Here is a 14,510-nt window from a genome sequence, read left to right as displayed (position 1 = left end):
CGGTGTCCTGGGAGCGGTGGCTAGCGTGCGCCTGGGATGACGTCCGCCAGCAGTCAGGTTCCGCTCGTCTTTGGCCGCTATGCGGTGCTGAACCGGCTTGCCGTGGGGGGCATGGGAGAAATCTTCCTGGCCCGACAGGTGGGTGTCAGTGGTTTCGAGCGCACCGTCATCCTCAAGAGCCTGCTGCCGGACCTGCTGGAGCAGGAGGGCTCGTTGGAGATGTTCCTGGACGAGGCGCGAGTGGCCGCGCGCCTCAACCACCCGAACGTCGTCTCCGTGTTCGAGGTGGGCGAGTGGGAGGGGACCTTCTACATCGCCATGGAGTACATCGAGGGCGAGCACCTGGGGCGCTTGTCGCGCACGGCCTCGCGCACGGGCAGCGCGCTGAGTCCGGCCGTCTGCGTGGAGGTCATCCGCGACGCGGCGCTGGGGCTGGACCATGCGCACCAGGCCGTGGATGCCCAGGGCCTGCCGTTGGAGTTGGTCCACCGCGACATCAGCCCGCAGAACATCATGGTGCGGCTGGATGGCGTGACGAAGGTGGTGGACTTCGGCGTGGCCAAGGCGAGCAATCGCTCCACGCGCACGCGCACCGGCATCCTCAAGGGCAAGCTGCGCTACATGTCGCCCGAGCAGATTCGCAACCAGCCGCTCGATGGGCGCAGCGACCAGTACGCGCTGGGGGTCGTGCTGTGGGAGTTGGTGACGCACCGGCCCCTGGTCGAGACGGACAACCCGCCGGAGGCGATGCGCCGCATCGCGCTCACCCCCGCGCTCAAGCCGTCGATGCTCGTCGATGGAGTCTCTCCGCGCCTGGACTCCATCATCCTGCGCATGCTGGCCAAGCCGCGTGAGCAGCGCTTCGAGCGCTGCGCCGACGTGGCCCGCGCGCTCCAGGAGTATCTGGATGAGAACCCTCGCGGCCCCGAGGACTCGGTCGCCGCGACGGCCGAGCGGCTGGTGGGCGAGAGGGTGCGCTCGAGGATGCGTGAGTCCACGGTGGGACTCGGCAACCAGCTGCCGCGCGGCTCCGTGTCCACCGTGTCGTGTCCTCGCTGTGGCCAGTCGACGAGCGGCACCAGCCGCTTCTGTCCTCACTGTGGCAGTGCCCTGGGCGTCGTGGCCCCGGAGACGCCTTCGGGGGGCTCGTCGCGCCCGGCGGCGGTGAAGGCAGAGGACGTGGCCGAGGTCACGACGGGGCAGTTCGTCGACGCGGACGCCCCGCCGACCGAGCTCCAGGAGTCCTCCACGCTGCCCGCGATGGACGCTTCCCGGCTGGTGGAGGGGGCGCCCGCGGCCACCGCGCGGATTCGAGGACGGGAGTCCGGCTCGCTCAAGCGCAAGCTGGTCATCGTCACGGTGGAATTGGAGGGCGCGGACTCGCTGCGCCAGACGCTGGGGGACGAGGAGGGGATGGAGACGCTGGGCCAGTTGATGGACCTGGCTGCCTCCATCGCCGAGCGGCACGAGGCGGAGGTGGTGCAGCTCACCGAGGCTCGCTGGAGCGTGGCGTTCGGCCTCCCCGTGTCGCGGCGGGATGACCCGCTCCGCGCGGTCCGCTGCGCCCTCGAGTTGATGCGCGCGGTGGAGACGCTGTCGCTGTCCGCCGTGCTCTTGCTGAAGGCCGGGCTGGAGTTCGACGCCGTGCTGGTGAGCGGTGGCGGTGGGCGCACCCCGTGGCGCGTGACGGGGGCGGCGCTGGAGCGGTCCGTCGTGCTGGCCCAGGCCGCGGGCGCGGGTGAGGTGCTGGCGGGCCCGGCCGCGAAGGCCCTGCTGGATGACGGGGTGCGCTTCGGCGCCGAGCGCACGCTGCCGTCAGGTGTCGTCTGGCGCGTGGAGGGCCTGGGGGGAGTGGTTCGCAGCGTGCCCTTCGTGGGGCGCGCGGAGGTGCTGGCGGCGGCCCGGTCCGTGGTGGAGGGCGTGTGCGCGGGACAGAGCGGAGGACGCCTCTTCGCGGGAGGCGCGGGCATGGGAAAGAGCCGCCTCCTGGAGGCCGTGGCCGAGCGCGCCGCGAGCGTGGCCTCCCTGCGGGTGGTGAGGACCAGCGCGGAGGACCTGCGGGGCACGGGGGCGATGGGGTTGATGCGCTCGGTGCTCACGGGGCTCGCGCGGATGCTGGGGCCCACGTCGGAGGGTGCGCCGCTTCAGTCGTTGGGCTCGCTGGGGTTCTCCGCGCAGGAGGTCTCCGCGCTGTGGCGGCGGCTGTCCTCGGGAGGGCCCTCCGGGCTGCTTCACGCGGCGGACTCCGCGGTGGTGGAGACGCTGTCGCGCGCCGCTCGTCCGGGTGGACTGCTGCTGCTCGTGGATGACGTGCACCACGCGGATGTCGTGTCGCTGGAGCTGTTGCTGATGCTCCTTCGCGCGCCGGACTCTCGCGTGGCGCTGGTGGCGACGACGGCGCCGGACGCGCTGCCCGTGTCGCTCGCCGCGCTCCCGTACTCGTCGCTGGAGGGCATGCCCCGGCTGGAGCTCCGCGCGCTGCTGGAGGCGACGCTCGGCGCGCCGCCGAGTCCGGAGGTGGAGAAGCTCATCGTCGAGCGTGCGCACGGCAATCCCTCCTTCGCGCTGGAGCTGATGCGGGCCCTGGTCGACCGCGGCGCCGTGCAGCGGCTGGGCGGTGTCTGGCATTCCACGGCGCCACTGGCGAGCACGGTGCTGCCGGACAGCCTGGGTCTGGCGTTGGGGGCGCGTCTGGACCTGCTCCCCGCTCAGCTCCAGCGCTTCCTGTCGCGCGCGGCCGTGGAGGGCTCCGTCTTCTCCGCCTCGCTGGTGCGGGCCTCTGTCGCGGACGATGGCGGCGCGGCCGATGCCGCCGAGCTGCTCGTCGTGGACGGCTGGCTGACGGAGCTGCGCGAGCGTCCCGGCACCTTCCGCTTTCAACAGGAGCTGGCGCGCCAGGTGTTGCTGGAGCGGCAGCCCGCGAGCGCGGTGCGTCGCGCGCATCAGGAACTGGCCGATGCGCTGGGGCAGGAGTCCTTCGCGGCCGAGCCCGCGCGGGAGGTGCGCGTGGCGGACCACCTGCTCGCCGCCGCTTCACCCCAGGCCGCCGGGGCGTGTGAGCGCGCCGGTGAGCGGCTCTTCGCCCGAGGGGAGTGGCGCGCGGCCTCCGACTACTTCAAGCGGGCCATGGGGGAGCAACCGGGGGCCACGCCTTCCTCGCGGTTGTGGCAGCTCGGGATGCTGACGCGGGCCTGCACCTGTCTTGCGCAAGTGGAGCCCACGGCCGTGGAGCCGTTGGCGGTGCCCTGGCTGGAGAAGCTCCCCGACTCGGAGGCGCTCGCGGCTCGCGCGGAGGTGGTGCGGCGCATCGCGTCCGCGGAGCTCAAGCTGGGCCGCGTGGCGTCCGCGGAGGCGCGGCTGCAGGCGATTCGAGACGCCGCCGCGATGGACCCGGAGGTGGAGGCGTGGGTGCTGGGAGAGCGGGCTCGCGCCCGTGAGGCGCGCGGCGACAGCTCCGGCGCGGTGGAGTTGCTCACCCAGGCCTTCCATCGCATGGGCGGCCGGGCCGCGCGGGCCGCGGACTTCTATTGGGAGCACCTCAACCTGTTGGGTCGCCTCCAGCTTCGGCTCCAGCAGCCGGAGAAGGCTCGCACCAGCTTCACCCGTGCCGCAGAGCAGGCCCGCGCCGCGGGCAGCCTGGTGGGACAGGCCCGAGCCCTCTCCAACCTCGCGGGCCTGCGTGTCCTCGCGGGCGAGCACGCCCCCGCGCTGACGGAGCTGGAGCGCGCGCTCACCCTGGCGGAGCAGGGAGGAGACGCCCAGGAGGCGGCGCGCATCCACTACAACGCAGGGCGTCTTCTGGGCGCGGGAGGCCGCGTGGACGAGGCACGTGAGCGATTGGTGCGGGCTCGGGAGCGCGCGCGTCTGTCTGGCTGGAGAGAGGGAGAAGCCCTGGCCACCCAAGCCCTGGGCGCGCTGGAGGCCCAGTCCCCCCGCGCATGAAGACCCCCTGGATGGATTCTGGATTTCATTCCCTGACGTGCCTTCAATGAATGGCTAACGCCATGCCTGCTCCCATTCCCAGAGGTCAGGTCCCCGCCCCGGTCTCCGCGACGTCTCCCGTCCTCTCTCGTGAGGAGGTGGCGACGGAGGTGGGGCATGCGTTGAACAAGGTGCTCAATTCCTATCGCTTCTATGCGGAGGGGCACTCGGCGCTGGTGGAGGTCCAGCAGCGACTGGGGGAGGCGGTGCGGCGCTTCCATGACGTGTCGGGCGAGGCGGTGGTGCTGCACATCCGCTCCTCGATGCTGCTGCTGGGGGATGTGGTGCTGGTGGAGGCGGCGTCCGCGAAGGACTCCGTGACGCGGCCCCTCTTCCTGGAAGGTGTCCAGGAGATACTGTTGCAACCTGGACTCGAAGTGGAGGAGCTGGGTGCCTTCCTGGGCATGTGGCACCGGGCGCTCCAGCGCAACCTGCCGCCGGAGTACGACTTCTACACCTGGTTCTGGGAGCGGGGCTTCGAGGACATCGAGCTGGTCGTCGCGGAGGTGCCCGCCTCGACGGACACGGGCGAGTCGGCGCAGGCGGAGGCGCAGCTCGCCGAGCGCGAGGAGCAGCTCTTCACGGAGCTCACGCGGCGCCAGGGCTCGGGCTCGAGCAAGCGTCGCCCCGTGGGGCATGACGAGTGGCTGGCGCGGCTGGAGGCGGAGGTGCTTGCTCCCGTCAGCGCGCAGGACCTGCTGCGCACGGGGGCTCCCGCCTTCACGGGCTCGAGTGACGCGGAGCTGGCGGAGCTGCGGGCGCTGCTGGAGCGTGAGCGCAAGGGCGAGGGCGTGCAGGAGCGCAGCGTGTGGGTGGTGTGGGGGCTGCTCGCGGTGTGCCGAGAGGAGGAGCGCGCGGAGCTCCTCGGGTGGATGGAGGAGCTGCTGTCGGGGATGGTGTCCCACGGGCACTGGGCGGAGCTGTCGCAGGTGGTGCAGGGGATGACGCGGGATGCGCGAGCGTCCTCGGCCCGCGCTCCGGACCTGTTCTTCGTCACCCGGTTGTTCTTCCGCGAGGGGATGCGCTTCGCCCTGGCCCAGGCCACCGCGCAGCCAGGGATGCTGCTGCGCGTGCTGGAACTCTTGAGCACGCTGCCTCGCGATGCGTTGCAGGGGGCGACGGACCTGCTCTTCGAGCTGCCCTCGCCCGAGGCCCGCGGCGCGCTCGCGAAGCTGCTCGTGCGCAGAGGCATCTCGCTGGGCGTGCTGGTGGCGCGGGCGTCGTCCCTGGGCGAGAAGGACCTGGACTGGTTGCAGTCCCTGCGCGAGTCGGGGCCGGAGGCGCAGGCGCTGACGGCGGCGCTGCTGGGACATCCTCGACCGGAGGTGCGGGCGGCGCTGCTGGCGCGGCTGAGTCCTCGGGACGTGGAGTCGCAGCGCGCGCCGCTCTTGAAGCTGCTCGCGGACCCTTCGGCGGGAGTGCGCGGCGCCGTGCTGGTGTTGCTCGTGCGGTACGGCGTGGACGCGGCGGTGGGGCCGCTGGTGGCTCGGCTCGAGGCCCGCATGGAGTCCCGCGAGCGCATGGCCGTGTTGCGCGCGCTGGCGGACCTGGGCGGGCCCATCGCCGGCGCGGCGCTCCGCTCCGCCTTCGAGCGCGAGCTGGAGACCGAGATGAAGGTCCACTGCGCGCAGTGCATCGGCATCCTCGGGGACCCGAGGGCCCGGCCGCTCCTGGAGGCGGTGGCGAACAAGCTGTTCGCGCCCCGCTTGCTCAAGCAGGCCTGTCGGGAGGCGTTGGCGCAGCTGGCACCGGTGGGTTGAGCGGAAGACCGGGGGACGTCGAGCGATGAACACGGAGACGACGCGAGAGGAAGCGGCGCAGGTGGGGCCCCGGCTCATGGGGCTCATGGTGCGGTGCTTGAACACGGTGTCCCTGCATGACGTGGACAACGCGGGAGTGAAGGAGGGCATCGAGGAGCTGGGCGCGGTGCTGGACGCGGAGCTGCGCGGACGCGCGTCCGTGGAGCTCCAGTGCGTGGGCGGAATCCCCTTCCTCTGCGGCACACGGATGAAGCTGGGCGAGGAGCACCTGGACACCGCCGTCTCGCTGCGGCGCTACCTGGAGAACCTCCAGGTGCAGGAGATCTCCTTCGGCACGGGCCTGCGCCGGGAGCACCTGCGCGCCTTCCTCCTCGCCTTCCAGAAGCATCGGCGCACCCAGAAGCCCCAGGGCATCCTCCTGGAGAAGCTGGGCCCCATCCGCCTGCGGGAGGTGCTGACGTCCAACAGCGCGCTGACGCCGCGCGAGGTGATGCTGCGCTACTACGCGCGGCTCGTCGTCCTCCTCAAGCACGTCATCGCCTCGCAAGCCCAGGTGCGCGTGGAGCGCTTCCGCCGCGTGCTGCTGCGGCTGGCCGAGGTCTCCGTGGGGCACGAAGCCCTCCTGGTGGGACTCACGCGCTTCCGCCGCACGGACGTGGACGGAGGGCAACACGGCGCGGCGGTGGCGGTGCTGTCGTTGCTGATGGCGCGGCGGTTGGGGCTGTCTCGCGCGCAGCAACTGGACCTGGCGCTGAGCGGTCTGTTCCACGACCTGGGCCGAGGCACCACCACGCTCTCCCCGGAGCAGGAGTTCGACCGGACCTCGCATGAGCTGCTGGCGCGACGAGGGCCGCTGAAGACCGCGCTGCGGCTCCTGCATCGCCCCTTGGAGCCGAACCGCCTGGAGCGCGTGGTGGCCGCGCACGACTGCCTCCAGCCGCTGTGGAGCGGTCAGGCGCAGCGGCCCGCGGGACTGGTGGGGCGGATGCTCGCGGTGCCCTGTGCCTTCGACCTGCTCACCTTCCCCGCGCCGCCCCACCCGGGGCTGGCCCCGGACACGGCGCTGCGGCTCATCACCCACCGGGCCGGCACCCGGTTCGACCCGAGGGTGGTGCGGCTGTTCACCTCGGTGGCCGGCTTCTATCCGGTGGGGACGCTGGTGCGCCTGTCGGGCGGGCAGCTGGGCGTGGTGATGGATGTCCCCACGGATTCAGCGCAGGCGGCCAGGCCCCGCGTCCGCGTCATCCAGGGGGCGGGGCGGACGAAGGCGGACTACGTCGTCGACCTGGCCGAGCCCGGCCAGAAGCTCACCATCGTCGCGTCCCTCGATTCCACCGAGAGTGACTTCAACGTCCCCCACTTCCTCTTCGCGTAGGGGAGGGCGCAGGCCGCCTGCCCGGGAGCGTGCTCCGGGCAACAGAGGCGCGAGTGGGGGGCCTGGAGCCGGTTTCTTCGTGGCTCGCCTGAGGGAGGTCGGGCGTGGTTAAGATGCGTGCCACTCCCGCCCTCGCCCGTTGTCGCCGCCGCCGTGAAGACGCCGCGCCTCTCTATCCATGCCCTCCTGGTTCTTGCTCTCGGGCTGCTGACCGCCTGTGGGCCGTCGCCCGCTTCACTGACCTTCGAGCCGCTGGAGTCGCGCTTCCTGCGCACGCCGGGGCAGAACGTGAAGCTGGACTACGTGGTCCTCGACGCCGAGGGCCAGCGCATGTCCGAGCCGAAGCTGCGCTGGACCAGCTCCGCTCCAGACGTGGCCCTGGTGCAGGACGGCGTGATGACGGTGCGCAAGTCCGGGAAGACCATCATCGGTGTCACGGGCGGCAAGGTGCGCGAGGCCCTGCCGTTGGACCTGGTCATCCTCAACTCGCTGGACGTGCGCGCCCCGGGCTCGGACTTCATGGAGGTGGGGCGCACCATCAAGCTGCGGGTGATGGCGCGCAATGAGCAAGGCGCCTCGCTCGCTGAGGCCACGCCGGAGTTCACCTCGTCGGACGAGACGGTGGCGCGCGTGGAGGATGGACAACTGGTGGCGGTGCGGCCCGGCTCGGCCACGGTGAGCGCGAGCCTGGGGCATCTGTCCCGGCACATCGCCGTCCAGGTGGTGCCCGCCGACTTCGCGCGGCTGGGCCTCAACCTCACCCACCATCAATTCCAGCGCCCGGGCCAGTCGGTGATGCTCCAGGCGCGGGCCTTCAACCGCAACGGCGTGGTGCTCGACACCGTGCCGCTGGAGTGGTTCACGTCGGACGCGGCCGTGGTGTCGGTGTCCCAGGATGGCCGGGTGACGGCGGTGGGCACGGGCCGGGCCATTGTCTCCGTCGTCGCAGGCCGCAGACGCACCGCCGCGGAGTTCGTCGTCCCGTGAGTCGCCCCGCGGCGCCGCTCCCCTGACAGGGGGAGGGCGCCGGGCTGGGAACTACGGCTTGGGCTCGGTCCCGGACTTCGTCTGCGAGCCCGGAGCCTTCGGGCGGGAGCGCTTGCCCTTCTTGTTCGCGGCGTCCTCGGGGCAGGGCGGGCGGGGGCCGTCGCTCGGCGGCTGGATGGTGAACTCGACGCGGCGGTTGAGGGCCATGCCTTCTTCCGTCTCGTTGTCGGACAACGGCTGGCTGCGGCCGAAGCCCTGCGAGCACACCCGGTCCGCCGCCACGCCCGTCTCCACCAGGAAGCGCCTCACGCTGGAGGCGCGGCGGCGCGACAGGTCCAGGTTGTACGCGTCGCTCGCGCGCGAGTCCGTGTGGCCCTCCACCAGCACGCGGTCCATCTGCGGGTTCTCGTTCATCACCCGCGCGACCTCCTCCAGGATGGGGAAGGACTCCGAGAGGATGACGTCCTGGTCCGTGGCGAAGTTCACCTGCTCCAGGATGACGATCTTGTTCCGGCTCTGGCGCGCCAGGGGGCAGCCCTCTCGGCCACGGCTTCCGGCCGGGAACTCCGGGCACCGGTCGAGGCGGTCCACGATGCCGTCGCCATCGCGGTCCGTGTCCGGGCAGCCCGCGTTCTCCACGGGGCCGGCCACGTCCGGGCACTTGTCGCCCGTGCCAATCACCGAGTCGCCATCCGGGTCGATGGGAGGCGGAGGCGGCGGCGTGGGCTCGGGGGGCTCCTTGAAGCGCTCCAGGGCCTCCCACTCGCGCGTCTTGGCCGGAATCCAGATGATGGACGTGAAGAAGCTGAGCGTGGGGGACGCCAGCGAGCAGCCGCAGCCCGCGCCACCGCCGAAGGTGAACGTCACGCCGGTGGAGCTGTACCAGCGCAGGCCGATGAGCAGCTCCGCGGGGACCTGTCGCTCGGTGCCCGGGGCCTTCTTGAGTCCCACCGCGCCGCTGACGAGGCCCAGCGCGGTGATGCCGCTGCCTCGGAGGATGGGAACCTCCGCGCCGACGCCGAAGGGCATCATGTCGCCGATGGCCACCCCGTCGAAGACGCGGTCCGGGCGCTTCCAGAAGCCGCCGTTGAGCGCCAGCAGGATGCCGTTGCCGAAGCGGTAGTCCACGACGAGGCCCGGGGCCCAGGTGAGCTCGCCTTCTCCGGCGAACGCGTCCTGGGCGCCGGTGGGGAAGCTGACGTTGAGGGTGAGCGCGGCGCCCCAGCCCTTGCCCTCGGCGGGGCGGCGCAGGCCGGGGACGGCCACCTTGCCGGAGAGGCGCAGGTCGCCCAGCACGAAGCTCTCGACGCTTCCCTCGGTGCCGATGACCTCCAGGTTCTGTCCGCCCTGCGCGAGGATGAGCGGCATGTCGACGCCAATCTCGGCCCAGTCGAACAGGCCCACCATGGCCATGACGTCGAGCTGGAGGCGGTTGCCCACCAGGCTGATCTTCTCGAGGTCACCGCCCTCGGGGACGAGGGTGAGGGGATTGAGCGAGTAGCTGAAGTACGGGCCGGCGGCGACGGACAGGTGGGAGAGCGGGCGCGACTGGGAGACGAGGACCAGGTCCTGGGGCGCGCCCGACGGGCGGAACATCTGCACGTCGAAGCGGGTGTCGGGCTGGGCGGAGGCGAGCGTGGCTCCTCCCAGCGCCAGGACGAGGAGCGGTAGTCGGAAGGAGTTCATCGGACGCGGCGCTGGGCGCGCAGGAGCAGGAGGCCGGCGGCGAGGAAGAAGAGGACGGTGGCGCTGCCCGCCGGGGTGGCGTTGGCGGTGGTGCCGCAGCAGAAGGCGCCGCCCTGGGGGTCGGTGCCGGGCTTGCGCCGTCCGCGCTCGCACTGCTGCGTCTTCGCCGAGCAGTGCTGGACGCCGAGGCAGTCGCCGCTGTTCTCGCACGAGGTGGTGCAGGTGTTGGAGCCCAGGTCGCAGGTCCCGCCGCAAGGGCAGTGGGCGTCGGCGAAGCACTGGACGCAGGCGGCGCCGTCGCAGACGAGGCCCGCGTCGCAGGTGACGGCGCAGGCGCCCGCGTTCTCGCAGGTGCGAGTGGTCGGGTTGCACTGGCCGCTGCCGCAGTCCTCGTTGGTGCGACAGCCGACGCAGCTGCTGCCCTGGGGAGAGCCGTCGGAGAGGCAGAAGGGCGCGTCCACGTCACAGGCCTCGCAGCGGGTGCCGCAGTGCTTGTCCGTGGTGCACGCGCTGCACTCGCCGCTCACGCAGAACTGTCCGCCTCCACATTCCAGGTCGGTGCGGCACTGCACGCAGACCTGGCCGTCGAGGCAGTAGGGACGGTCACCGGGGCACGTGGCGCAGGAGGGGCCGCAGGCGGAGGCGGTGTTGCACTCGGGGATTTCGGTGACGCAGCGGCCGTTGAGCGGGTCGCACTTCTGACCTTCGCCGCACTGGGAATCGGTGGTGCACTCGACGCAGGAGGGCGAGGCGCCCGGCGTCAGCGCGGCGCACTGCGTGCCGCCGGGGCAGCAGTTGCAGGAGTTGCCCGCGCAGGCGCCATCGGTGGCGCACGGGACGCATTGGTTGTTGGTGCAGATTTCACCGCGGTCGCATTGCGAGTCGTCGTTGCACTCACGGCACTGGTTCAGGCCGGGGACGCAGACCTGGCCGTTGGGGCAGTGCGTGTCCTCGGTGCACTGGACGCAGGTGGCGGTGGGCTCGTCGCAGGTGGCGCCGGGGCAGTCGGAGTCGTCGTTGCAGCCTGAGCACTGGTTGGTCGCGGGGTCGCAGCGGCCGGTGTTCGGGCAGTCCGTGTCGTCGTTGCAACCGCGGCACATGTTGTCGGTCAGGTCACAGCGGCCGTTTGCGCACTGTGAGTCTTCCGTGCATTGGACGCAGGTGTTGCCGCCGTTGATGTTCGCGCAGAAGGGGAAGGAGACGCCGCACGGGGAGCACTTGGCTCCGCAGCGGAGGGCGGTGTCACAGGGCGCGCAGAGTGCAGCGGAGTTGCAGTAGTAGTTGTCGCTGCAGGTGCCGTTGTTGGGCGCGTTGACGTTGGCGCGTGCGCACTGCTCGCAGCGGTTCGGGTCGCTCGCGAACGAGGGGAGCCCGTTCTCCGTCTGGAAGAACTGCGCGGGCTGGAGCAGCTGGAAGTTGGAGGAGTAGAGGTTGACGATGGGCGGACTGTTGGCCGCGCGCTCGAAGTCCCCGAAGGCTCCATTGAGCATCGACATCTCGAGCGCGGCGTGTTCACCAATCTGCGTGTAGAGAACCTCGACAGCGTAGAGCCCCGGTTGGCTGAACATCACGCTGTTGGTGGTGCGCCAGGTCGGAAACCCAATCCTCGGAGGGCGGTTGATGACCACATAGGACTGGATGCGGTCATAGATGACGAAGCTGACGGCATCGTCCACGTAAGAGGCGAAATGAAGTGGCTGCCCAGCGAGGTTGGGCGGCACGTTCAGATAGCCGCGAAAGCGTGAGACAAACGATGTCATCACGTCGTTGTCGTTGATGATGTTGAAGCTGCATCCACCGATAGCGCAGCCCGGGGCGGTGACCTGATTCACGAAGTCGCCGTAGCTCAGCGTGCGACCGTCGTTGAGGTTGTTGGACAGGTCGAACGGGGTGCGAAGGACGGTGGTGACGCGGCTCTGCTTGCTGGCGGGCTCTTCAAGAAACCCGTTGAGCACGTCGATGTACGTCCCTTGCGACTGTGGGAATTCTCCAGGGTCTCGCCTCCAGATATTGGACGCGACGCACATGCCCTGGCCATCAGTGCTCAGCGCTGGAGCAATGGCGGGGCCTGTAACGACGACATCCGGCAGCTTCTGGCCCCAGGCGGGGGCGGAAACGAGGCACACCGATAGGACGGCGAGCGCGAATCGCGCGAGGCGGGACAAGGGGGAATCCACAATCCGGGAAGCATCGTCGAACCCCCTGACAAGCGCAATTCCGGGAGCGGAGCAATCCGGTGGGTATGACGAAGTCGCTCCGGCGCCAGTCTCGTGAGGTTGTCGTCACGCGTGCAGATGCGGCTCGGGTTGCGGCAACCACCTGACGAATCGAGCCCGATGCCTCCATGGATTGCGGGGTAAGCAAGCTCTGTGCTCATGTAACAGCGTGGCTCACACCTGGGCGCCGGACGACTCCAGCAGGGAGATGAACTCGCGTGAGATGCGCTCCGCCGCGAAGCGCTCCCGAACGAACCGGGTCCCTGCTTCTCCCATGCTCCGGCGCTGAGCGGGCTCCATCCGCGCCAGGGTGACGAGCGCGTCACTCCACGCGGCGACGTCGCCCGGGGGGAGGAGGAGGCCTGTGCGTCCCTCGAGCAGGGTCTCGGGCAGGCCGCCAATCCGGCTCGCGAGTACGGGGACTCCACAGGCCTGGGCTTCGATGGAGACCCGCCCGAAGGGCTCGACCCACTCCGAGGGCATCGTGGCCACGTCCATGGCCGCGTACAGCGTCCGCATGTCGCGGGTCCAACCCTTCAAGATGTGCCGGTCCTGGAGGCCCGGAGAGAAGCGCTGGCGCAGGTGCGCATGGGCCGCCTCCTCGCCCACCCAGAGCGCCCGCAGGTGGGGGCTCTGGGGCATGGCTCGATTGAAGGCCTCGGCCAATCGGAAGGCGCCCTTCTCGGGCTTCAGCGCGCCCACGAAGCCGACGAGCACCTCCTGCTCTCCGACGCCGAGCGCCTCTCGTGCCGCGGCGCGCTCCGCCTCATCCACGCGGAAGTGGTCGACATCCACAGGGTTGTAGAGGCACTGGATGCGCTCGGAGGGCACCCCCTGGGCGACGAGGTTCGAGCGCATGGCCTCGGACACGACGATGAAGCGCCGAGCCCATCGGGGGAGGAGCCGGCGAGACATCGCCTTGAGCCGGCTGTTGAGGTGTCGGAAGAGCGCGACGGGGGTCCCCGTCCATGCGCCCATCGCGAGCACGGGCCAGTACTCGTGGCCGAAGCTGCCCACCAGCCAGTGCGGCCGGGTGCGACGGATGGCTCGTGAAACACTGAGCAGGCCACGAAAATCTGCGGCGTTCCGGAAGACACCGGGTTCCACGGGGAGACCTTGGGCCCGGAACTCCCGGGCGATGTAGCCCCCCTCTCGTGCCACGGTGACCACGTGATGCCCGGCGCGGACCAGTGCCTGGACCAGGCACACCAGATGGGTTTCTGTTCCCCGCGCGCCCAGGCTCGTCCCCACGAAAACGAAATTCATGTTCCGTGCGCGCACTGCGAAGGGCATGCCATTTCGCGGCGGACGCGTCGCACGGACGCCCTGTCTGACAATTCCTTGAAGGCTCGCGCGCCCGAGCCCGCCCGTGGCGGCTACGCCTTGCGGCACGCCACGTCGCCATCCTGGGAGCGGATGAACGCGGTGGTGAGCTCGGTGCCGACGGCCGCGCACAGCACTTCGTACGTGCGCCTCCGCGCGCCGCCGACGACGGAGGGCTGATGCGCGAGCGACTCCGGATGGCGGACGAAGATGTTGTACCCGACGATGCAGCCATCCGCGCGCAGCACGGTGATGCCGTCGGTCGCCATCATCCCTCGCAGGAGCTGGCCGGTGGCTCGCACCGCCGTGGCCGCCGCGTCCGTGGGGTCGACATGGTAGCGGTCCAGCAGCGCCACGATGTCCAGCGGGCGCGGCAGGATGATGCCATCCACGAAGAGCGATGAGCCCGCCCGCTCCCGAGGCAGCACCGCCACCAGCGTCCCATGGGACGCCTGCATCACCTCGAACAGGACCCGGCGGAAGAACCCGCGCGCCCGCTCACGGCTGGCGCTCGCCACGCCCTCGGTGATGGCCTCCGCCAGCTCGTTGAGCACCGCGGGCGGTGACGCCGCCTCCACCCTCGCGCCCGACAGGTACACGTGCCGGCACAGCCCGCCGCCCGCGCGCAGCTCCAGCATGTTCTCCGCCAACTGGAGCACGCCCACCACCCCGGCGTGGGTCTCCTCCGTCCGGCGCAGCCGCTCCAGCGGAGACTCCGCGAGCGGGAAGGGGTCCGTGCGGAAGACGCCGTAGGCGAAGCCCTCCGGCACCCTCAACAGGTACAGCGCCCACCACCGGCCCTGGCCCAGGGGCGCACACTGCTTGAGGGCGCGCTGGACGGTGGCTCGCGAGCGAGGCCCGATGCCGATGGCGATGGGGTCGTGCCCGCCGAGCAGCGAGAGCATCTGCCCCAGGTCATCCCCCACGAAGGCCATGGGGAACAGCGGCGCGCCTTCCTCGCGGTAGCGCGACAGCGTGACGATGAGCTCGCCGATGGCGTCGGCCGACTGGGCGCACGACATCCCGGCTTCGTCCAGGAACGTACCGACAGCGTCGGTCAGCAGATGGCGGAAGGAGAGAATCGGAGGGGGAGAACCCGGTATTCCGGGGTCCGAGCCATTCATGACTCACTCAGCATGGCGCATTGTCGCCGCGCACGCACGAATGGAATGAGGTGAGGGG

8 protein-coding genes are annotated in these 14,510 nt (G+C 70.7%); 4 read left to right on the top strand and 4 right to left on the bottom strand.

The genetic code is table 11. The features are described 5' to 3' along the window. Nucleotides 1-36: 36 nt before the first annotated feature. The 4 genes from MYSTI_RS37180 (at nucleotide 37) to MYSTI_RS37165 (ending at nucleotide 8,103) form a co-directional block, all read left to right on the top strand. Nucleotides 37-3,942, top strand: coding sequence for a protein kinase domain-containing protein (locus MYSTI_RS37180; RefSeq protein ID WP_015353013.1), 3,906 nt, complete (start codon nucleotides 37-39; stop codon nucleotides 3,940-3,942). Between the two features lie 62 nt (nucleotides 3,943-4,004). Beyond that, nucleotides 4,005-5,741 (top strand): HEAT repeat domain-containing protein, encoded by a 1,737-nt coding sequence (locus MYSTI_RS37175; RefSeq protein WP_044282560.1) that lies wholly within the window; start codon nucleotides 4,005-4,007, stop codon nucleotides 5,739-5,741. Nucleotides 5,742-5,766: 25 nt separating this feature from the next. Continuing rightward, on the top strand, nucleotides 5,767-7,116 hold the full coding sequence (locus tag MYSTI_RS37170) for an HD-GYP domain-containing protein (RefSeq protein ID WP_015353011.1): 1,350 nt from the start codon (nucleotides 5,767-5,769) through the stop codon (nucleotides 7,114-7,116). Nucleotides 7,117-7,233: 117 nt separating this feature from the next. Then, complete coding sequence (locus tag MYSTI_RS37165) at nucleotides 7,234-8,103, top strand: Ig-like domain-containing protein (protein ID WP_233278083.1); 870 nt, start codon at nucleotides 7,234-7,236, stop codon at nucleotides 8,101-8,103. A gap of 51 nt (nucleotides 8,104-8,154) precedes the next feature. Here MYSTI_RS37165 and traB read toward each other — a convergent pair whose 3' ends face one another. From traB to MYSTI_RS37145, 4 genes are all read right to left on the bottom strand, one after another. Further along, a complete protein-coding gene (traB, locus tag MYSTI_RS37160; RefSeq protein ID WP_015353009.1) occupies nucleotides 8,155-9,789 on the bottom strand; it encodes an outer membrane exchange protein TraB in 1,635 nt (544 codons plus the stop codon). Next, a complete protein-coding gene (gene traA / locus MYSTI_RS37155; RefSeq protein ID WP_267881041.1) occupies nucleotides 9,786-11,954 on the bottom strand; it encodes an outer membrane exchange protein TraA family protein in 2,169 nt (722 codons plus the stop codon). The genes traB and traA overlap by 4 nt, the downstream gene beginning before the upstream one ends. A 225-nt stretch (nucleotides 11,955-12,179) precedes the next feature. Continuing rightward, the gene (locus tag MYSTI_RS37150; RefSeq protein ID WP_015353007.1) at nucleotides 12,180-13,271 is read right to left on the bottom strand and encodes a glycosyltransferase family 4 protein; all 1,092 of its coding nucleotides are present in this window, start codon (nucleotides 13,269-13,271) and stop codon (nucleotides 12,180-12,182) included. A gap of 110 nt (nucleotides 13,272-13,381) precedes the next feature. Continuing rightward, nucleotides 13,382-14,452 (bottom strand): hypothetical protein, encoded by a 1,071-nt coding sequence (locus tag MYSTI_RS37145; protein WP_015353006.1) that lies wholly within the window; start codon nucleotides 14,450-14,452, stop codon nucleotides 13,382-13,384. Nucleotides 14,453-14,510 lie beyond the last annotated feature (58 nt).

The sequence above is a fragment of the Myxococcus stipitatus DSM 14675 genome, from assembly GCF_000331735.1.
GTDB lineage: Bacteria > Myxococcota > Myxococcia > Myxococcales > Myxococcaceae > Myxococcus > Myxococcus stipitatus.
The sequence above is the reverse complement of the archived record's forward strand: the minus strand, read 5'-3'. Positions and strand labels throughout refer to the sequence as shown.

Coding starts and splice junctions, on each gene's coding strand:
- traB (WP_015353009.1), bottom strand. CDS start 9,789: ATGAACTCCTTCCGACTACCGCTCCTCGTCCTGGCGCTGGGAGGAGCC.
- MYSTI_RS37145 (WP_015353006.1), bottom strand. CDS start 14,452: ATGAATGGCTCGGACCCCGGAATACCGGGTTCTCCCCCTCCGATTCTC.
- MYSTI_RS37180 (WP_015353013.1), top strand. CDS start 37: ATGACGTCCGCCAGCAGTCAGGTTCCGCTCGTCTTTGGCCGCTATGCG.
- MYSTI_RS37170 (WP_015353011.1), top strand. CDS start 5,767: ATGAACACGGAGACGACGCGAGAGGAAGCGGCGCAGGTGGGGCCCCGG.
- MYSTI_RS37150 (WP_015353007.1), bottom strand. CDS start 13,271: ATGAATTTCGTTTTCGTGGGGACGAGCCTGGGCGCGCGGGGAACAGAA.
- MYSTI_RS37175 (WP_044282560.1), top strand. CDS start 4,005: ATGCCTGCTCCCATTCCCAGAGGTCAGGTCCCCGCCCCGGTCTCCGCG.